Raw genomic sequence first — 20114 nt, 5'->3', positions numbered from 1 at the left:
CAGTGGTCGCCCAAGTCATCCAAGTCGCCGGGCGGCCATGGCTGTTCCGGCCGTGGACTCCTGCAAGTAGAACTGGTATCAGTTCTGAAACAGTGTCAGGAAGCTGTGTCAGGGAAGCCCGCGCCGCAGGAGGCACCAGGCATGACCGAGCTTGTGGAACACGGACAGCTGTACATCGGCGGGGAGTTGACCGACCCCCTCGGCACCGGCGTCATCGAGGTGGTCTCGCCCCACACCGAGCAGGTCATCGGCCGCGTACCGCACGCCTCGCGGGCGGATGTGGACCGGGCCGTGGCCGCCGCGCGCACGGCCTTCGACCAGGGGCCCTGGCCCCGGGCGACGCTGGAGGAGCGCATCGAGGTCGTGTCGCGGATCAAGGACGCGATCCTGGTGCGGCACGAGGAGATCGCCCGGTCGATCAGTTCGCAGAACGGTTCGCCGTACTCGTGGAGCGTGCTCGCGCAGGCGCTCGGCGCGATGATGGTGTGGGATTCGGCGATCGCCGTCGCGCGTCAGTTCCCTTACGAGGAGCGGCGGTCCGGGGCGCTCGGCCCGATCCTGGTGCGGCGCGAGCCGGTCGGAGTGGTGGCGGCGGTGGTGCCGTGGAACGTCCCGCAGTTCGTCGCCGCCGCCAAGCTGGCGCCCGCGCTGCTCGCCGGCTGCGCGGTGGTCCTGAAGCCGTCGCCCGAGTCGCCCCTGGACTCCTACATCCTCGGCGAGATGGCGGCCGAGGCCGGGCTTCCCGACGGCGTGCTCTCCATCCTGCCCGCGGACCGCGAGGTCAGCGAGTACCTCGTGGGGCATCCCGGCGTCGACAAGGTGTCCTTCACCGGGTCCGTCGCGGCCGGGAAGCGCGTGATGGAGGTCGCCGCGCGCAACCTCACCCGGGTCACCCTGGAGCTCGGCGGCAAATCGGCGGCGGTGATCCTGCCGGACGCGGACCTGGCGGCGACCGTCGCGGGCGTGGTCCCGGCCGCGTGGATGAACAACGGGCAGGCCTGTGTGGCCCAGACCCGCATCCTGGCGCCGCGCAGCCGCTACGACGAGATCGCGGAGGCGTTCGCGGCGGCCGCGGGCGCGCTGGTCGTCGGCGATCCGCTGGACCCGGCGACCCAGGTCGGCCCGCTGGTCGCCAGGCGCCAGCAGCAGCGCTCGCTCGACTACATCCGGATCGGCCAGGAGGAAGGCGCCAAGATCCTCACCGGCGGCGGGCGTCCGGCCGGTGCCGACCGGGGCTGGTACGTCGAGCCCACCCTCTTCGGCGGTGTCGACAACTCGATGCGCATCGCCCGCGAGGAGATCTTCGGGCCGGTCATCTGCCTGCTGCCGTACGGGGACGAGGCCGAGGCGCTGAAGATCGCCAACGACTCCGACTACGGTCTGAGCGGCAGCGTGTGGACCGGTGACGTGGAGCACGGCATCGACTTCGCGCGCGGCGTCCGCACCGGCACCTTCAACGTCAACACCTTCAGCCTGGACATGCTGGGCCCGTTCGGCGGCTACAAGTCCTCCGGTGTGGGGCGGGAGTTCGGGCCCGAGGGCTTCGGCGAGTACCTGGAGCACAAGATGATCCACCTGCCCGCCGGATACGAGGCGGGTGCCTGATGGGCGACCGCTGGCACGTCGAGGTCGACCGGGGCGTGTGCATCGGCTCCGGCATGTGCGTCAACCACGCCCCGGCCGGCTTCGAGCTCGACTCCGCCCGCCAGTCCCACCCCCGCACCCCCGACACCGACGCCAACGAGCAGATCCTGGCCGCCGCCGAGGGCTGCCCGGTCGAAGCCATCCTGATCACCCTGCTCGACTCCCGCGAAACGGTGTTCCCGCCGGAGGATTAGCCCGCCTTTGTTCCCTCCTGTTCGGTCGCTGCGAACACAGGTTGACCCATGCGTACCGCACGGTGACCTGATTACAGGCGTGACTGTCCGGCCCCGGCGGCGGCGTGGAAATCTCGTTGCCACGCCGTCGAGGGGGGAGTGCCACTCGATGCCATGGCGTCGAGGGGGAGGCACACATGGACAAGCGGTACGAGGTCTTCTGTCTGGCGGACAGGTATTTCTACGAGACCCCGGACCGCTTGTCCTCTTCGCGCACCGACGGCCGGACCCCTCTCTTCGAGGCCGCCCAGCGCACCGCGCCCGACGGCTGGACCTCCCAACTCGCCGGAGACTGGCTGCACTTCAGCCCCGACGTGGCGGCAGGGCGCCCGGTGCGGCCGCAGCAGGGCTGGAAGATCCACGTCTCGGCCTGTCTGGACAATGCCGAGAAGACGGCGGCGCAGGTGTGGGACTACTGCGTACCGCGCGCCATCCCCTTCAAGTTCGTGCCCGGACGCCGGCCCCTGCATCTGCGCAATTCCAAGTACGCGGGCCGCGGCTCCAGCGGGAAGTTCGCCACCCTCTACCCCGCCGATGAAGCCGAACTCCGCTTGATACTTGAGGAGTTGGGCGATCTGCTCGCCGGGGAGCCGGGGCCGTACATCCTCTCCGATCTGCGCTGGGGCGAGGGCCCGCTCTACGTCCGCTACGGCGGTTTCACCAAGCGCCACTGCGTCGACGCGAACGGGACCCTGGTGACCGCCGTCGAGAACGCCGACGGAGTGCTCGTACCCGACCGCAGGGACCCGGTCTTCCACGTCCCCGACTGGGTCGCCCTGCCGGAGTTCCTCGCGCCCCACCTCGCCGCCCGCAACGCGACCACCACCGGCGAGCTGCCCTACCGCATCGAACGCGCCCTGCACTTCTCCAACGGCGGCGGCGTCTACGCCGGGACCGACACCCGCACCGGCGAGCGGGTCGTCCTCAAGGAAGCGCGGCCCCATGCCGGGCTCGCCGCGGACGGTGCCGACGCGGTGACCCGCCTGGAGCGCGAGAAGGCCGCCCTGGAACAGGTCGGCGGGCTCGGCATCGCGCCCGCCGTGCGCGACTGGTTCACCCTCGGCGAGCACCGCTTCCTGGTCATGGACTTCCTGGAAGGACGCACCCTCAACTCCTTCTTCGCGCCCCGGCACCCGCTCATCGGCGTCGAGCCGGATCCCGCCGAGGTCGCCGAGTACACCCGGTGGGCGCTGCGCATGCTGCGGGCCGTCGAGGACGCGGTGGCCGCCGTGCACGAGCGGGGCATCGTCTTCAACGACCTGCACATGTTCAACATCATGGTCGCCCCCGACGAGCAGTCCGTACGGCTCCTCGACTTCGAGGCCGCCATGCCCGTCGACCGCCACCGCGGCCAGTCCATGGCCCACCCCGGCTTCATCGCACCCCTCGACCGCACGGGCCTCGACGTGGACCGCTACGCGCTGGCCTGTCTGCGGATCGCGCTGTTCGTGCCGATGACGAGCCTGCTGGTCATCGACCGCGCCAAGGCCGCGCACCTCGCCGAGATCGCCGCCGCCCAGTTCCCCGACCTGCCCGCGGGGTACCTGGACGAGGCGGTCCGCGTGATCGAGGGGGAGTCCGCGCCGAAGCGCGCCGGGCGCGCGCCCGCCGACCCGGCCGACTGGCCGGCCGGCCGCGACTCCATGGCCCGCGCCATCCTCGCCTCCGCGAGCCCCGAACGCGACGACCGGCTCTTCCCCGGCGACATCGCCCAGTTCACCGAGGGCGGCGGCCTCGGCCTCGCGCACGGCGCCGCCGGAGTGCTCTACGCGCTCGCCGAGACCGGCGCCGGACCCTACCCCGAGGGCGAACAGTGGCTCCTCGCGCACACCGCGCCGCCGCCGTCCGGCACCCCGCTCGGCCTCTACGACGGGCTCGCCGGAGTCGCGTACGTCCTCGACCGGCTCGGCCACCCCGAACGGGCCCGCGAGCTGATCGGCCGAGTCCTGGCCGAGAACTGGCAGCGGCTCGCCCCCGACCTGCACGGCGGCCTCGCCGGACTCGGCCTCGTACTCGACCGACTCGGCTACAGGGAACAGGCGTTGGAGGCAGCCGAGCTGATCGCCGCGCGCCCCTCCGTCGGACACCGGGCCGGGCTGCTGCGCGGCGCCGGCGGCCCCGCGCTGTTCTTCCTGCGCCTGTACGAGTCCACCGGCGACCCCGCGCTGCTCGACCGGGCGGCCGAGGAACTGCGGCGCGATCTCGACCGCTGTGTGACCAACCCGGCCGGCACCCTGGTGGTGAACGACACCACCCGCACCCTGCCCTACCTCGGCGGCGGCAGCGTCGGCATCGCCGCGGTCCTCGACGACTTCCTCGCCCACCGGCCCGACGAGGCGTTCCAACAGGCGCGGGAGAAGATCCTGCCCGCCGCCCGCTCCCGGTACTACGCGCAGCCCGGCCTGTTCAACGGGCGCGCCGGCATGGTGCTCCACCTGGCGCGGACCGGGGCGCCGCGCGCCTGGCTCGCCGACCAGATCGCCGGACTCTCCTGGTACGCCCTGCCCTACGAAGGCCAACTCGCCTTCCCCGGCGACCAGATGATGCGCCTCTCCATGGACCTCGCGACCGGCACGGCGGGCTGCCTCCTGGCGCTCGGCGCCGCGCTCGCCGACCGGCCCGCCGGGCTGCCCTTCCTGGCGCCCACCGCCGCCACCCCATCCGCCGCCCCACCGGGCGGCCCCCAAGACGGCCCCACCCGGGGCTGAAGCAAACCCCGTCCCCCACGGACGGCAACGCACATCGCCGACATAAGGAGAATGCAATGTCCCTTCTCGACCTGCAGAACCTCGACGTCGAACTCGACATCGACGAGGGCGACGGCGGCGGCCACGGCGGCGGCAGCAGCCTCAGCCTGCTGCTCTGTGACAGCGTCGCGAGCCTGACGCTCTGCCTCTGATCACCGCGTAATCCGGTGCACCAGTGAACGACGCGGCCCCGCCCGGCACCGCTCGCCGGCCGGGGCCGCCGCACGCGGGAGGCCGCTTTGCTGTTGCGTGAGACCGTCCGGCAGAGCGCCGGGCCCGGCACCCTGGTCCTGGCGCTGACCTGCGCGTCGGCCGGCACCGGGCTCGCGCTGCCCGCGGTCGTCGGCCGCGCGCTCGACCTGGTGCTCGCCGGGCGGCAGCCCGAGGCCGCGCCCTGGATCACCCTGTGCGCCCTGCTCACGGTGGCCGCCGTACTGGTCGGCGCGCTCGAATCGGCCGTCACCGCCACCGCCACCGCCCGCAGCGCGGCCTGGCTGCGCCGCCGGGTCCTCGGTCATGTCCTCGACGCCGGTCCCCAACAGGCTTGTTCGGAGGGTGAGTTGGTGGCGCGTCTCACCGGCAACGCGGCCCAGGCCGCGACCGTACCGGTATCGATCGCGGGCGCGCTTGCCGCCGTCATCACCCCGGTCGGCGGACTCGTCGCGCTGGCCCTCACCGATCTGTGGACCGCCCTGGTGGTGCTCGCCGGAATGCCGCTGTTCGCCCTGCTGCTGCGGGTGTTCGTGCGCGGCTCGGGCGCGAGCAGCGCGGGCTATCTGCGCACCCAGGGCCAGATCGCGGGCCGCCTCCTGGAGGCGGTCCGCGGCGCCCGCACGATCGCGGCGGCCGGACACCCCGAGCGGGACGCCGCCCGCATCCTCGCGCCGCTGCCCGAACTCTCCCGCCAGGGCCACCTCATGTGGCAGGTGCTCGGCCGCTCCACGGCGCAGGCCGCGGTGCTGCTCCCGCTGCTCCAGCTCGCGGTGCTCGCCGTCGCCGGACTGCGCCTGGCCCGGGGCGACCTGAGCGTCGGCGGCCTCCTCGCGGCCTGGCGCTACGCGAGCCTCGCCACCGGCACCGGCGCCCTGGTCGGCATGGTGAACACCCTGACCCGCGGACGCACCGCCACCGCCCGGCTCCAGGAGGTGCTGACCGCGCCGGTCGTCACGTACGGGAGTGGTGAACTGCCGCCAGGTGCAGGTGAATTGACCCTGCGGGGAGTCATGCACGGGCCCCTGCGCGAGGTCGATCTGACGCTGCCGGGCGGGGCGGTGGTCGCCGTGGTCGGCCGGTCGGGCAGCGGCAAGTCGGCCCTCGCGGCCGTCGCGGGCCGCCTCGCCGACCCGGAGTCCGGCACGGTCTGCCTCGACGGCGTACCGCTGCCCTCCCTCACACACGCGGAGCTGCGCCGTGCGGTCGGCTACGCCTTCGCCCGCCCCGTGCTGCTCGGCGGCACGGTGGGCGGCACCATCGCGTACGGGGCCCACGACCCGGGCGAGCCAGCCGTGGTGGCGGCGGCCCGCTCCGCCTGCGCCGACGACTTCGTCCGCCGGATGCCCGCCGACTATGCCACCCCCTGCGCGAGCGCGCCCCTGTCCGGCGGCGAGTCCCAACGCCTCGGCCTGGCACGGGCGTTCGCCCACCCCGGCCGCCTGCTGATCCTGGACGACGCCACCTCCAGCCTCGACTCGGCCACCGAGCTCAAGGTCTCCCGGGCCCTGCTGCACGGCACCGGCACCCATCTGATCGTCGCCCACCGCGCCTCGACGGCGGCCCGCGCGGACCTGGTGGTGTGGCTGGAGGACGGCCGTCCGCGCGCGGTCGCCCCGCACCGCGAACTGTCCCGACTGGCCGACTACCGCGCGGTGTTCGGCGAGGACGATGCCGCATGCTGAGAAACCTGCTGGGGCGGCGCAAACCGGTCCTGTTCCGCCTCGCGGGATGGTCGCTGCTCGAAGCAGCCCAGACCTTCCTGCTCGGCTTCGCCCTCGCCCGCGCCCTGGACGACGGCTTCCTCGCGGGCCACCCCGCCACCGGCACCGGATGGCTCGCCGCGGCCGGACTCGCCGTGTTCGCGGGGGCGTTCGGGACCCGGCGGGTGTACGGAGCCGTCGCCGCGCTGGTCGAACCCGTACGGGACGAACTCGTGCGGGCGGTGGTGACGCGCGGCCTGCGCGAGGCGGACGACGCGGCGCTCTCCCGCCTCACCCAGCAGGTGGAACTGGCCAGGGACACCCTCGCCGGGCTCGTGCTCGTCTCGCGCACCTTCGTCTTCACCGCGGCCGGAGCCCTCTTCGGCCTCTTCGCCCTCGCCCCCGTCCTGCTCCCGGTGGTCGCGGGCCCGCTGCTCCTCGGCCTCGCGCTCTTCGCCGCGACACTCCGCCCGCTCGCCCGGCGCCAGGAGGACTTCCTGGCCGCCGACGAACGCCTTGCCGCCGAACTCGGCCTGCTGGCAACCGGGTTGAGGGACATCGCGGCATCCGGAGCCGAGCAGCGGGCCGCCACGGATGCCGGGGCGCGTATCGACGGCGAGTACCGCGCGGCCCGCTCGCTCGCTGTCTGGGGCGTGGCCAGGACCTTCGCCGTGGGCATCGGGGGACGGCTGCCCCTGCCGCTGCTCCTGGTGGCCGCGCCCTGGCTGCTGCGCCACGGAGTCACCGCGGGCGGCCTCGCGGGCGCGTTCGCCTACCTCACCCAGTCGCTGCTGCCCGCGCTCCAGGCCCTGGTGCAGGGCCTCGGCGCCTCGGGCGCCCGCCTCTCGGTCGTCCTGCGACGGCTCACCGCGGAGGCGGACGAGGTTCCTGAGCGGGCGCGGTACGAGGACGGGGCGGCGTGGCCGGTGCGGCTGCGCGGCGTCGTCTTCGCGTACGGGCCGGGCGCCGCCCCGGTGCTCGACCGCCTCGACCTCGCCGTACCGGCCGGGGGGCACCTCGCGGTGGCCGGTCCCAGCGGCATCGGCAAATCCACCCTGCTCGCGCTGATCGCCGGGGTGCTGCGGCCGGACGCGGGCGAGGTGCTGCGGGGTACCGACCGGGTGCTCGTGCCGCAGGAGGCGTACGTCTTCACCGCCACCGTCCGGGAGAACCTGGGCTACTTCTGCCCCCAACTCCCGGACGACAGCGCCCTGTTGGCATCGGCCGAAGCGGTCGGGGCGGGGCCGCTGCTCGCCCGGCTCGGCGGGCTCGACGCCGTGCTCGACCCCGCAGCGCTCCCGGCCGGTGAGCGCCAGCTCGTCGCGCTGGCGCGGGCCCACGCCTCGCCCGCGCCGCTGGTGCTCCTCGACGAGGCGACCTGCCATCTCGACCCGGTGGCCGAGGCGCGCGCGGAGCGGGCGTTCACCGGGCGGCCCGGCCGTACCCTCGTCGTCGTCGCCCACCGCACCGGCTCGGCCCGCCGCGCGGACCGCGTACTGCTGATGGACGGGTCCCGCGCCGAACTCGGCACCCACGAGGAGCTCCTCGCCCGCTCCGCGTTCTACCGCGATCTCACCGGCGCCGGCGCCTCACACCCACCCCTCTCCCTGGGAGATCCGTATGGCGTCGACCCGGTTGCGGGCGCCGGTCTTGCGGGTGATGGCGGCCATGTAGTTGCGCACCGTGCCGTTGGTCAGATGCAGCCGGTGCGCGATGTCGGAGATCGAGGCTCCTTCGGCGGCGAGTGAGAGAACGCTCAACTCGCGGCGGGTCAGCGGCATTTCGGCCGCTCTGAGGAAACTGAAGCCCAGCGAGTCGTCGACGAACCGTTTCCCCTCGGCCACCTGTCTGATGGCCGCGATCAGATGCTCGGGCGTGCCCCCCTTGTCCACATAGCCGCGGGCATTGGCATCGGCCGCCCGCTTCAGCGGGCCCGGACGGTGTGCGTCGGCCAGCACCAGGAGTCGGCATTTCCCGGTGCCTGGGCGGCAGCCGGTGAGTTCGCCGAGCGGTGCGATCCCGTAGGACTCGGAACAGTCCAGATCGGCCGCGCAGACGTCCGGGCTCAGTAATCGCGCGAGCGCCGGGGCGCCGCGCCAAGGTGTGTGGTGGACCTCCAGGTCGGGCTCGCGTGCGAGGCGTTCGGCCAGGGCCGATCGCAGCAGGCACGAGTCGTGCACGAGAAGTACCCGGACCACGTTTCCAGCTCCTTCCAAGCTCACCTACCGGCGCCTTCGTTGGGCACGCAACGATTCTGGGCGGCGCCTGCCCCTGTCATGGCCCGGCCGAACAGATTGACGGGGGGCACTGGGGGCGCGCGCAAGCGCACACGAGGCGCGGCACGCGCCGCCGGGGCGCATTCCGAGGGCCCGGCGAATCCCTCAATTGTCGTGCCCCACCTGGCAGTTGGGGCATCGAAGGGCTCCTTCGGCGGGGGAGCGCGCCCAGGGGTGCCCGGTTATTCCCTACGCTTTCGGCGGAACGGGCGGCGCGGTCAGGTCGATCAGTTTGCAGACCGTCTCGATGTCGATCTTGACCTGTGCGATGGAGGCGCGGCCCGAGAGCCAGGTGATCAGTGCCGAGTGCCAGGTGTGCTCGATGACCCGGACCGCCGAGAGCTGCTCCGGTGTGGGGCGGTCCAGGCCCATCGCGTCCAGGATGATCGCCGTGGTCTGCCGGGAGACCGTGTCCACCTCCGGGCTCACCGAGCGGTCCGCGAAGGTGAGGGCCCGCACCATCGCGTCCGCCAGATGCGGCTCGCGCTGGAGCGCCCGGAAGGCGCGCATCAGCGTCTCGGCCACCCGGTCCGCGGCCCCCTCGCCGGACGGCGGGTGCTTGCGCAGCGCGCCGTGCAGGTGCTGGAGCTGGTCCTGCATGGTGGCGACCAGGAGATGGATCTTGGACGGGAAGTAGCGGTACAGGGTGCCGAGCGCGACTCCCGCCGCCTCCGCCACCTCGCGCATCTGGACCGCGTCGAAGCCGCCCCGGCTGGCCAGCTGGGCGCTCGCGTGCAGGATGCGGCGACGGCGCGCCTCCTGCCGCTCCGTCAGGGGAGGGGAGGTCTCGGTGGCCACCCTGGCTTCCGCTGTCATATGTCCCGTTCCGTTGTTCACGTCGTGACGCCCGCGCTCGGCGGCCCAGCATGGCAGGGGTCCCGTCGTGGCGCGAATCACCTGATCCGGCTCTTACAGTCGCGCTACCTGCCGGTAGATTCGAAGCTCCTCAAGTGATCGAAGAACGCTTGAGAAGGATCAAGTCTGGAACTTGTTCTAGATTAGCGCGAGCGGTTACGCTCCGGCGAAACGCAGTGATGAAGGGGGCCGCGAGTGACCGCTGAGGCCATAGAGGCAAGCCCCCGCACCGGGGACGCCGGCCGTGAGGGCGAGCGCCCGCTGCGGATCGCGCTCCTCACCTACAAGGGGAACCCGTTCTGCGGCGGCCAGGGCGTCTACGTCCGCCACCTCTCGCGCGAGCTCGCCCGGCTCGGGCACAGCGTCGAGGTCATCGGCGCCCAGCCCTACCCCGTGCTCGACGAGGGCGTCCCGCTCACCGAACTCGCCAGCCTGGACCTCTACCGCTCGCCCGATCCGTTCCGTACGCCCAAGAAGGACGAGTACCGGGACTGGATCGACCGCCTGGAGGTCGCCACCATGTGGACCGGCGGCTTCCCCGAGCCGCTCACCTTCTCGCTGCGCGCCCGGCGTCATCTGGCCGCGCGCAGGGGCGAGTTCGACGTGGTCCACGACAACCAGACCCTCGGGTACGGGCTGCTCGGCGACGTCGGCGCACCGCTCGTCACCACGATCCACCACCCCATCACCGTGGACCGCAAGCTCGAACTGGACGCCGCCGCCGACTGGAAGCGCCGCGCCTCCGTCCGCCGCTGGTACGGCTTCACCCGCATGCAGAAGCGGGTCGCCCGCCGGCTGCCGTCCGTGCTCACCGTCTCCGGCACGTCCAAGGGCGAGATCGTGGACCACCTCGGGGTGCGCGAGGACCGCATCCGGGTCGTGCACATCGGCGCCGACACCAACCTGTGGTCGCCGGACCCGGCCGTCGCCGAGGTGCCCGGCCGGATCGTGACCACCTCCAGCGCGGACGTCCCGCTCAAGGGCCTGGTCTTCCTGGTCGAAGCGCTCGCCAAGCTGCGCACCGAGCACCCCGAAGCGCACCTCGTCGTCGTCGGCAGGCGCGCCGAGGACGGACCGGTCGCCCAGGCCATCGAGAAGTACGCGCTCGGCGACGCGGTGCAGTTCGTCAAGGGCATCTCCGACGCCGAACTCGTCGACCTCGTACGATCCGCGCAGATCAGCTGCGTACCGTCGCTGTACGAGGGCTTCTCGCTGCCCGCCGCCGAAGCCATGGCCACCGCCACCCCGCTGGTCGCCACCACCGGGGGCGCGATTCCCGAGGTCGCCGGGGCCGACGGGGAGACCTGCCTGGCCGTGCCGCCGGGCGACGCGGGAGCCCTCGCGGCGGCCATCGGCCGCCTCCTCGCCGACGCGGAGCTGCGGGCCCGCCTCGGCGCGGCCGGCCGCGAACGCGTCCTGGACCGCTTCACCTGGCGCCGGGCCGCCATCGGCACCGCGGACCTCTACCGCTCGGCGATCGCCGCCCAGGGCCGCTCCGCGGCCGGGAAGGCAGCCAGGTGACCCGGAGCGCAAGCCCCGGGTGCGCCGCGCCCGCCCCCGGGGACGCCTGGTGACCCGGCGCCCCCGAAACCCCGGCCGACCCCCTCTCCGTCTCCCCGTCCGCGAAAGCAGGCACCCGTGCTGACCGTCGACTTCTCCCGCTTCCCGCTCGCCCCGGGCGACCGCGTGCTCGACCTGGGCTGCGGCGCGGGCCGGCACGCCTTCGAGTGCTACCGGCGCGGCGCCCAGGTCGTGGCGCTCGACCAGAACGGCGAGGAGATCCGCGAGGTCGCCAAGTGGTTCGCCGCGATGAAGGAGGCCGGGGAGGCGCCCGAGGGAGCCACCGCGACGGCGATGGAGGGGGACGCGCTCAACCTCCCCTTCCCCGACGAGTCCTTCGACGTCGTGATCATTTCGGAAGTCATGGAGCACATCCCCGACGACAAGGGCGTGCTCGCCGAGATGGTCCGGGTCCTCAGGCCCGGCGGCCGCATAGCCGTCACCGTGCCGCGGTACGGGCCCGAGAAGGTGTGCTGGGCGCTGTCGGACGCCTACCACGAGGTCGAGGGCGGCCACATCCGCATCTACAAGGCGGACGAGCTGATCGGCAAGATGAAGCAGGCCGGCCTCAAGCCGTACGGCACCCACCACGCGCACGCGCTGCACTCGCCGTACTGGTGGCTCAAGTGCGCCTTCGGCGTCGACAACGACAAGGCGCTGCCGGTGAAGGCGTACCACCAGCTCCTGGTCTGGGACATCATGAAGACGCCCGGCATCAGCACGGTCACCCGGCTCGCCGAGAAGGCGCTCAACCCGGTCGTCGGCAAGAGCTTCGTGGCGTACGCGACCAAGCCTCACCTGCCTGAGAGCGCCGCCAAGTGACCTCGCCGGAGCGCACCGAACACCTCGTGCTGCCCGGGGTGCTCACCGCCGGGCAGGCCTCGCAGACGGTCGCCGGACTCCTCGCCGCCCAGCGCGAGGACGGCGCCATCCCCTGGTTCCGCGGGCACCACCTGGACCCCTGGGACCACACCGAGGCCGCGATGGCGCTCGACGCGGCGGGCGAGCACCGGGCCGCCGAGCGCGCCTACGCGTGGCTCGCCCGGCACCAGAACGCGGACGGATCCTGGTACGCCGCCTACCACGACGGCGAGCACGACCGGGTCACCGACCACGGCCGGGAGTCCAACTTCGTCGCCTACATAGCCGTCGGCGTCTGGCACCACTACCTCGCCACCGGCGACGACACCTTCCTCGACCGCATGTGGCCCGCCGTCTTCGCGGCCGTCGAATGGGTCCTCGCCCTCCAGCAGCCCGGCGGGCAGATCGGCTGGAAGCGCGAGGAGGACGGCACGGCGGTCAACGACGCGCTGCTCACCGGCAGTTCGTCTGTCCACCACGCCCTGCGCTGCGCGCTCGCCATCGCCGAGCAGCGCGAAGAGCCGCAGCCCGACTGGGAGTTGGCGGCCGGCGCGCTCGCGCACGCCATCCAGCACCACCCCGAACGCTTCCTCGACAAGTCCCGCTACTCCATGGACTGGTACTACCCGGTCCTCGGCGGCGCGCTCACCGGCGCCGACGCCAAGCAGCGCATCGAGTCGCGGTGGGACGACTTCGTGGTCCCCGCTCTCGGGGTGCGCTGCGTGCTGCCCAACCCCTGGGTCACCGGCGGCGAGAGCTGCGAACTGGCCCTGGCGCTCTGGGCGATGGGGGAGTCCGACCGGGCCTTGGAGATCCTCCAGTCCATCCGGCACCTGCGCGACCCGGCGTCGGGCATGTACTGGACGGGGTACGTCTTCGAGGGCAACCGCGCGGTGTGGCCGGAGGAGCTCACCACGTGGACGGCGGGCTCCCTGCTCCTCGCGGTGGCCGCGCTGGGCGGCGACGAGGCGACGACGGCGGTCTTCGGCGGCGACCGCCTGCCCCGGGGGCTCGCCCCGTACTGCTGCGGCTAGCCACTCGTACGGAGTCGCCCGAGTGGCGGAGTGCGGGGAGGCGGGTGAGGCTGCCTGGGAGGCCCGAAACATCCCCCGGAGGTCATCGTGCCCAGTACGCTCCCCATCCGCCGCATAGTCGTGGCGGTCGTCCTGTCCAGCACCGTCCTGGTGTCGACGACCGCCTGCGGAGGCCAGACCAAGACCACCCAGAGCAGTCTGACGGCGGCCGAGAACGCGGCGGCGAGCCCCTCGCCGACCGGCTCCGCCGAGCGCCAGAGACTCGCCAAGACCCGCTTCGTCGCGAACGCGGGTCTCGCGGCCGGCGCCGCCTACCAGTGGATCGTGAAGCCGTTCAAGGCCGGCACGTTCAAGAAGGGCGCCAAGGGCCGTACGTTCGCCCTCGTCAAGGCGGGCCTGGCCGGAGCGTTCACGTACAACCGCCTGAAGGCGGCCACGGAGAACGCCAAGGGCGACCCGCTGCTGTCCAAGGCCCTCGCGCCGCTGGGGTCCGGCATCGACTCGCTGAAGGGCCTCGGCGACAAGCTGCGCAAGGGGGACGCGAGCGACGCGGACGTCAACCAGTTCCAGAACGTGATCGGCGGGGTGAAGAACGCGGGCGCGAGCGCGGGAGCGCCGGTGACCGACCAGGTGCCCTCTGCCAGCCAGTTGGGTGGCTGAGCACCCCGCGTCCGCCCAGCGCTAAGCGTTCAAGTCCGCCAACGTGCGCAGGGTCGTTGGGTCCGGTGATGTGATCAGCAGGTCCGTCACCGGGCCCTTGCGCCACAACTCCAGGCGTTCCGCGATGCGTTGGCGCGGGCCCACCAGGGAGATCTCGTCGGCGAAGGCGTCCGGGACGGCCCGGACCGCTTCGTCGCGGCGGCCCGCCAGGAACAGCTCCTGGATGCGGCGGGCCGCCTCCCCGTACCCCATGCGCGCCATCAGGTCGGCGTGGAAGTTGCGGGCGGCGTGGCCCATGCCGCCGATGTAGAAGCCCAGCATCGCCTTCACCGGGAGCAGGCCCCCGGCCACGTCGTCGCAGACGTGGGCGCGGACCATGGGGGCGACCAGGAAGCCGTCCCGCAACCCCGCCAGCGAGGCCGCGTACACGTCGGTGCGGGTCGGCGACCAGTACAGCGGGAGCCAGCCGTCCGCGATGCGGGTGGTCTGGGCGATGTTCTTGGGGCCTTCCGCGCCGAGGAGTACGGGAATGTCCGGGCGCAGGGGGTGGGTGATGGACTTGAGGGGTTTGCCCAGGCCCGTACCGTCCGCGCCGCCGTAGGGGTGGGAGTGGAACCGGCCGTCGAGTTCGACGGGGGCCTCGCGGCGCAGCACCTGGCGGATGACGTCGACGTACTCGCGGGTCGCGGTGAGCGGGCTCGACGGGAACGGGCGGCCGTACCAGCCCTCGACGACCTGCGGCCCGGAGAGGCCGAGGCCCAGCATCATCCGGCCGCCCGAGAGATGGTCCAGGGTGAGGGCGTGCATGGCGGTGGCGGTGGGGGTGCGGGCGGCCATCTGCGCGACCGCGGTGCCGAGCCGGATGCGGGAGGTGTGCGCGGCGATCCAGGCGAGCGGGGTGAACGCGTCGGAGCCCCAGGCCTCGGCCGTCCACACCGAGGCGTAGCCGAACTCCTCGGCCGCGCGGGCCAGTTGGAGGTGGCCGGGGTGGGGGCCGCGCCCCCAGTAGCCGAGTGCGAGTCCCAGGCGCATGTGCCGTCCCCCTCCAGTGATCTGACGATCCGTCAGGGGACTGTAGGGCAACGGCCCCCCGCCCGGAAGGGGGCGAGGGGCCGTGGAGGTGGCGGGAGATCAGCCGCGCTGGATGCCCGTGGTGTCCTGGAGGACGCCGCGGCGGCCGTCCTGCGTCTGGGCGACCAGACCGGGGCCGCGCTGGTCGACGGCCAGGTACCAGGTGCCGGGGGCGAGTTCGGCGATCGGGGTGGGTGAGCCGTCCTCCGCGTACAGCGGGCGGGCGACCGGGACCGCGAACCAGAACGGTGCGAAGTCACCGGCCGGGGCGGCGGCCGCGGCGGGCTGCGCCTGGGCGTCCTTGGCCAGGTCCGGGGCGGGCTGCGCGCCGAACGGCTGCGCCTGGGCCTGCGGCTGACCGCCCAGGCTCGGGTCGCCGGGCTGTGCGCCGTACGGCTGCTGGGCGGCGCCGGGGTAGCCGTAACCACCGGCCGGCTGGGCCGCGCCCGGGTAGCCGTAGGGCTGGCCGGCGGCCGGGGCCGGGGCGCCGACCAGCGGCGCCTTCAGCGCGCCGACCAGCGGGGCGGCGACGGCGCCCGCGGCCAGCGCCAGCGCGGCGATGAGGCCGAGGATCAGGCCGGCGCCGGAGCCGTGCGCGTCGACGATCGTCCAGAACGCGGTCCACGCGGCGAAGACGGTGAACGCGACACCGAACTGCGTGACGTCGAGGCCCACGACCTTCTTCGGCTGCGGAAGCGAACGGCCGACGACGAACAGCACCGCACCGATGATCCCGGCCAGGAACATGCTCATCAGGAGCGAGAGCGAGTCCCACGCGTTCGGCGCGCTGATGTTGGGGCAGAACTGACCGGTGCAGCTCGGAGCGGAGGTGAGATCCAGGAACGAGGCGATGAACAGCACCACCGCTGCACCGATCACCACGCCGTCGCCTCGTGTGAGGGAGCGGATGTTCACGTAAAAGTCCTCTTTTGCGTCGTCTCGTCGGGGCGGTCATCGCTGCCGCCGGTGTACGTGCACACGGCGTGAAGCTCTAGGTGGTTCCCCCTGTGCGGAAGAATCTATCGTCTGCGTCCGTGGGCCGTACGGCGGGTCGGGAGCCTACCCGCCGAGAAACGACGTAATGCCGTCGGAGATGCCCTGGGCCGCCTTCTGGCGCCAGTCCGCACTCTTCAGGAGCGGCGCGTCCCGGGAATCACGCATGTTGCCGCACTCGATGAACACCTTCGGAACGGTCGACAGGTTGAGCCCGCCGAGGTCGCTGCGGGTGTCCAGACCGGTGCCGTCGCCCACGTAGTTGGAGGCGTTCATGCCGGTGTCCTGGACGAACTTCCCCGCGATCCGCACACCGAGTTCACGCGACGGCCCCATGATCGGCGCGGTGTTGGCGGCGCCGCCCTTCACCAGCGCGGGCAGGATCACATGGAAGCCGCGCTGGCCCTCTTCCGCGCCGTCCGCGTGCACCGATACGACGGCATCGGCCTTGGCCTGATTCCCGATCCGGGCGCGCTCGTCCACGCACGGGCCGAATGTCCGGTCGTTGTTCTGGGTGAAGATGACCTTCGCGCCCTGCTTTTCGAGGATCGCCTTGATCCGGTGCGACACATCGAGGGTGAACTCGGCCTCCGTATAACCGTCGTTGGTGTCGGTGCCGGTGGTGTCGCATTCCTTCTTGTTCGTTCCGATGTCGACCTGCTCATTGATCTCGGTCGTATGCCGGAAGTTATTCGGATTGTGACCCGGGTCGATGACGACGGTCTTTCCGGCGAGCGGTCCGCCGCCGGGGCGGCCCTTGGACGCGGCCGGGGGCGAGGGGGAGGCGGGCGTGGCCGTCACGGTCACCGTCGCGGTGCCCGGCCCCGGGCGCGCGGACTGCTCGGTGCGGCTCGGCAGGGGCAGCACCCGCGGCGGCTTGTCGTCCTGCCCGCCGGGCCCGCCCATCGCCTGCCAGACGAGCCACCCCGCGAGGGCGGTCGGCGCGAGGGCGGCGAGGGTGACGAGGGCCCGGCCGCGCACACGGCGCGACCGGCTGTCAGGGTTCTGTGACTCGCTGTCGTACGACACGCTGCGATGCTAGGGGATGCCCGGCGGATCAGGGCCGAGGCCGCGGCGTCCGGCACGGCGCCTCGCCGCGTTGCCGAAACGTCCACATAGCTCCTCCCCCAAGGCCTCAAGGGCCAGGGGGGACCCCCATTGAAGACGCTCCGGCGCCTTACGATGCACCGCACCAGACGCCGCGGCCTGTTCGACCCCGATCCACTGGGCACCCCCTAGCGGCGCGATCCTCCGGCGCCCGGATACCCGGCGCCGCGACGTGTCACAGCGCGGCCGCCGTGCGTCGCAGGACGCGCAGGGAGTCGGTCGCCGAGACCTCGGTGAAGGCGCCCGATTCGAGGGCCCGCAGGTAGATGCGGTACGGGGCCTGGCCGGTGAACTCGTCCGCCGGGTCGGGGAAGACGTCGTGGATGGCCAGCGTGCCGCCCTCGGCGAGCTTCGGCGCCCAGCCCTCGTAGTCGGCGGTCGCGTGCTCGTCGGTGTGCCCGCCGTCGATGAAGACGAAGCCGAGCTGCCCGCCCCACGCCCGCGCGACCTGCGGCGAGCGTCCGACCACCGCGATCACGTGGTCCTCCAGGCCGGCCGCGTGCAGCGTCCGGCGGAACGTGGGCAGCGTGTCCATCGCGCCGACCTCCGCGTCGACGAGCGTCGGGTCGTGGTACTCCCAGCCCGCCTGCTGCTCCTCGCTGCCGCGGTGGTGGTCGACGGTGACCGCGACCGTACCGCTCTCGCGGGCGGCCTCGGCGAGCAGGATCGTGGAGCGCCCGCAGTAGGTACCGACCTCCAGGAGCGGCAGCCCGAGCGCCCCGGCCCGGGTGGCCGCCGCGTACAGCGCGAGGCCTTCCCGTACGGGCATGAAGCCCTTGGCCGCCTCGAAGGCGGCCAGGATCTGAGGCTGGACAGTGGCCACGGCCCGGCTCCTTTGGGTCGTAGGTGTGTGGGCGGTCCATGGTGCCGTACGCCGCCGCGGCGGGTCCGGGCGGGGAACGTCGGACGGATCTGACCTTCCGTCAGATTGAAACGTGTTCTACTCTTGCGCCGTTCCGGGTCCGGCGACGGGTGAGGGCGTACATGGGCATCGCGATCACGCAAGAACAGCGGGAGCTCGCCGAGGCGGTGCGGGGGTGGCTGGCGCGGGCCGTGCCGGTCGAGGAGGTGCGCAAACTCCTGGACGCGCCCGGGGCGGCCGGAGCCCGGCCGCAGTACTGGGACGGGCTCGCCGAACAGGGGCTGCTCGGGATCCACCTCGGCGCGGAGTTCGGCGGGGGCGCCCTGCCCGAGCTCGCCGTCGTCCTTGAGGAGGCCGGGCGCGCGGCGCTGCCCGGACCGTACCTCTGCGGTGCGCTCGCCGCCGAGCTGCTGCGCCGCGCCGGGCGCCACCGAGACCTCCTCGCGGACATCGCCGAAGGGCGCCGGACCGCGGCCGTGGCCCTGGGCGCGGGGACGCTCACCGCCGTCGGCTGCGAGGGCGGCTGGCTGCTCGACGGCGCGGCCCCGCCCGTACTCGCCGCGGGCCAGGCCGAGTTGGTGATCCTCGCGGCCGAGGCCCACCACCGGACGCTCTGGCTCGCGGTGGACGCCGAAGCGCTGCGGATCCGTACGCATCAGAGCGCGGATCCGACCCGCCCCACCGCCGAGGTGCGCGCCGAGGGTGTCGTGGTCCCACCGGGCCGGGTCCTGGACGTCGACTCCGCGCTGGTCCGCGACCTCGCCGCCGTCCTCTTCGCCGCCGAGTCCTGCGGCACCGCGGCCCGCGCACTGGAGACGGCGGCCGAGTACGCCAAGGTCAGGGAGCAGTTCGGGCGCCCCATCGGCCGGTTCCAGGGGATCAAACACCTCTGCGCGGACATGCTCGTACGGGTCGAGCAGGCCCGCGCGCTGGTGTGGGACGCGGCGCGGGCCATGGACGAGCCCGCCGAGGTGCGCGGCCTCGTCGCATCCCTCGCCGCGGCCACCGCGCTGGACGCCGCGTACACCTGCGCCAAGGACTGCATCCAGATCCTCGGCGGCATCGGCTTCACCTGGGAGCACGACGCCCACCTGTATCTGCGCCGGGCCCTGGTCGCCCGCCAGCTGCTCGGAAACGGGGACGCCCACCGGCTGCGGGCCGTGCGGTTCGCGCGCGGCGGGGCGCGCCGGGAACTGCGCATGGAGCTGCCGCCCCGGGCCGAGCACTTCCGCGGGCCCGCGCGGGCCGCGATCGAGGGCGTACGGGGCCTGGACCCGGGCGCGGCGCGCCGGGCCCTCGCGCCCACCGGGTACGCGGCCCCGCACCTGCCCGCCCCGTACGGACTCGGCGCGGGACCGGTCCAACAGCTGGTGATTCAGGAGGAGTTGGCGAGAGCCGGGGTCAAGGTGAGCGACCTCGGGATCGCCACCTGGGTGGTGCCCTCGCTCCTCGCGTACGGCACCGGGCCCCAGCAGGACCGCTTCCTCGGCCCCACCCTGCGCGGCGAACTGCTGTGGTGCCAGCTGTTCTCCGAACCCGGCGCGGGCTCCGACCTCGCCTCGCTGCGCACCAGGGCCGAACGCACCGAGGACGGCGGCTGGCGCGTCACCGGCCAGAAGGTGTGGACGAGCGCCGCGCAGTGGGCCGACTTCGGCATCCTGCTCGCCAGGACCGACCCGGACGCCCCCAAGCATCAGGGGCTGACGTACTTCCTCGTCGACATGAAGCGGACGGACGGGATCGACATCCGCCCCCTGAAGGAGATCACCGGGGACTCCCTCTTCAACGAGGTCTACTTCGACGGGGCGCTGCTGCCCGCCGACTCCGTGGTCGGCGAGGTGAACGGCGGCTGGCGGGTGGCCCGCAACACCCTCGGCAACGAACGCGTCCACATGGCCGACCAGTTGACCTTCGACACCGGCCTCGAAGCGCTCATCGCCCGCGCCGGGGACCTCGACGGGGCCTGCCGGGCACGTATCGGGGCGCTCGCCGCCGAGGCGCACGCGCTGGCCTGCATCGGACTGCGCACCACGATGCAGCAGGTGTCCGGCCTGGAGCCGGGCGCCGGGGCCAGCGTCCGCAAGCTCGTCCAGACCCCGCACCAGCAGAAGATCGCCGAGCTCGCCCTGGAACTCCTCGGCCCGGACGGCGCGGTCACCGAAGGCCCCGGCGAGCGGGCCGTGCACGGCTTCCTCATGTCGCGCTGCCTGACCATCGCGGGCGGCACCACCCAGGTCCAGCTCAACGTCGTGGCCGAGCGCATCCTCGGCCTGCCCCGAGACTGAAGGGTTCCCCTGT

General features: G+C 72.9%; 16 protein-coding genes and 1 pseudogene. 11 read left to right on the top strand and 6 right to left on the bottom strand.

The features are described from left to right. Positions 1-141 precede the first annotated feature (141 nt). The 6 genes and pseudogenes from ACIQ8J_RS02745 to ACIQ8J_RS02720 form a co-directional block, all read left to right on the top strand. The gene (locus ACIQ8J_RS02745) at positions 142-1605 is read left to right on the top strand and encodes an aldehyde dehydrogenase (RefSeq protein ID WP_403264077.1); all 1464 of its coding nucleotides are present in this window, start codon (positions 142-144) and stop codon (positions 1603-1605) included. Beyond that, the gene (locus tag ACIQ8J_RS02740) at positions 1605-1838 is read left to right on the top strand and encodes a ferredoxin (protein ID WP_403264075.1); all 234 of its coding nucleotides are present in this window, start codon (positions 1605-1607) and stop codon (positions 1836-1838) included. Before ACIQ8J_RS02745 ends, ACIQ8J_RS02740 begins: the two co-directional genes overlap by 1 nt. Positions 1839-2014: 176 nt before the next feature. Continuing rightward, positions 2015-4585, top strand: coding sequence for a class III lanthionine synthetase LanKC (gene lanKC, locus ACIQ8J_RS02735; protein WP_403264073.1), 2571 nt, complete (start codon positions 2015-2017; stop codon positions 4583-4585). 56 nt (positions 4586-4641) lie between these two features. Then, positions 4642-4776, top strand: a complete 135-nt coding sequence (locus ACIQ8J_RS02730; protein ID WP_107090581.1) for a SapB/AmfS family lanthipeptide — start codon at positions 4642-4644, stop codon at positions 4774-4776. A gap of 93 nt (positions 4777-4869) precedes the next feature. Beyond that, positions 4870-6519: an ABC transporter ATP-binding protein gene (locus tag ACIQ8J_RS02725; protein WP_403264071.1), complete on the top strand. Its 1650-nt coding sequence runs from the start codon at positions 4870-4872 to the stop codon at positions 6517-6519. Then, positions 6513-7856, top strand: a pseudogene (locus ACIQ8J_RS02720) (ATP-binding cassette domain-containing protein); the annotation flags it as partial. The gene ACIQ8J_RS02725 and the pseudogene ACIQ8J_RS02720, both read left to right, overlap by 7 nt. 270 nt (positions 7857-8126) lie before the next feature. On the opposite strand, the gene ACIQ8J_RS02715 reads toward ACIQ8J_RS02720, so the two are convergent. After that, positions 8127-8735: a LuxR C-terminal-related transcriptional regulator gene (locus ACIQ8J_RS02715; protein ID WP_403264069.1), complete on the bottom strand. Its 609-nt coding sequence runs from the start codon at positions 8733-8735 to the stop codon at positions 8127-8129. A 267-nt stretch (positions 8736-9002) separates the two neighbouring features. Further along, positions 9003-9629 carry a TetR family transcriptional regulator gene (locus ACIQ8J_RS02710; RefSeq protein WP_403264067.1) on the bottom strand — a complete coding sequence of 209 codons (627 nt, stop codon included), beginning with the start codon at positions 9627-9629 and terminating at the stop codon, positions 9003-9005. Between the two features lie 234 nt (positions 9630-9863). Between ACIQ8J_RS02710 and ACIQ8J_RS02705 the strand changes: the two genes are divergently transcribed. From ACIQ8J_RS02705 to ACIQ8J_RS02690, 4 genes are all read left to right on the top strand, one after another. Then, the gene (locus ACIQ8J_RS02705) at positions 9864-11189 is read left to right on the top strand and encodes a glycosyltransferase family 4 protein (RefSeq protein WP_403264065.1); all 1326 of its coding nucleotides are present in this window, start codon (positions 9864-9866) and stop codon (positions 11187-11189) included. A 117-nt stretch (positions 11190-11306) separates the two neighbouring features. After that, positions 11307-12050, top strand: coding sequence for a class I SAM-dependent methyltransferase (locus ACIQ8J_RS02700; protein ID WP_403264064.1), 744 nt, complete (start codon positions 11307-11309; stop codon positions 12048-12050). Further along, the gene (locus tag ACIQ8J_RS02695; protein WP_403264063.1) at positions 12047-13123 is read left to right on the top strand and encodes a prenyltransferase; all 1077 of its coding nucleotides are present in this window, start codon (positions 12047-12049) and stop codon (positions 13121-13123) included. Before ACIQ8J_RS02700 ends, ACIQ8J_RS02695 begins: the two co-directional genes overlap by 4 nt. An 87-nt stretch (positions 13124-13210) precedes the next feature. Next, positions 13211-13783, top strand: a complete 573-nt coding sequence (locus ACIQ8J_RS02690; RefSeq protein ID WP_403264062.1) for a hypothetical protein — start codon at positions 13211-13213, stop codon at positions 13781-13783. A gap of 21 nt (positions 13784-13804) precedes the next feature. Here ACIQ8J_RS02690 and ACIQ8J_RS02685 read toward each other — a convergent pair whose 3' ends face one another. From ACIQ8J_RS02685 to ACIQ8J_RS02670, 4 genes are all read right to left on the bottom strand, one after another. Next, positions 13805-14815: an LLM class F420-dependent oxidoreductase gene (locus ACIQ8J_RS02685; protein ID WP_403264060.1), complete on the bottom strand. Its 1011-nt coding sequence runs from the start codon at positions 14813-14815 to the stop codon at positions 13805-13807. 99 nt (positions 14816-14914) lie between these two features. Then, entirely contained in the window at positions 14915-15769 is an 855-nt protein-coding gene (locus ACIQ8J_RS02680; protein WP_403264059.1) for a hypothetical protein, read from the bottom strand. A 144-nt stretch (positions 15770-15913) separates the two neighbouring features. Next, positions 15914-16876: an N-acetylmuramoyl-L-alanine amidase gene (locus ACIQ8J_RS02675; RefSeq protein WP_403264057.1), complete on the bottom strand. Its 963-nt coding sequence runs from the start codon at positions 16874-16876 to the stop codon at positions 15914-15916. A gap of 253 nt (positions 16877-17129) precedes the next feature. Then, positions 17130-17723, bottom strand: coding sequence for a class I SAM-dependent methyltransferase (locus tag ACIQ8J_RS02670; RefSeq protein ID WP_403265186.1), 594 nt, complete (start codon positions 17721-17723; stop codon positions 17130-17132). 215 nt (positions 17724-17938) lie between these two features. On the opposite strand from ACIQ8J_RS02670, the gene ACIQ8J_RS02665 reads away from it, so the two are divergent. Continuing rightward, positions 17939-20101, top strand: coding sequence for an acyl-CoA dehydrogenase (locus tag ACIQ8J_RS02665; protein ID WP_403264055.1), 2163 nt, complete (start codon positions 17939-17941; stop codon positions 20099-20101). The last annotated feature ends 13 nt before the right edge of the window (positions 20102-20114 follow it).

Source organism: Streptomyces sp. NPDC094147 (genome assembly GCF_044764265.1).
Classification (GTDB): Bacteria; Actinomycetota; Actinomycetes; order Streptomycetales; family Streptomycetaceae; genus Streptomyces.
This window is presented reverse-complemented; position numbering and strand designations above follow the sequence as displayed.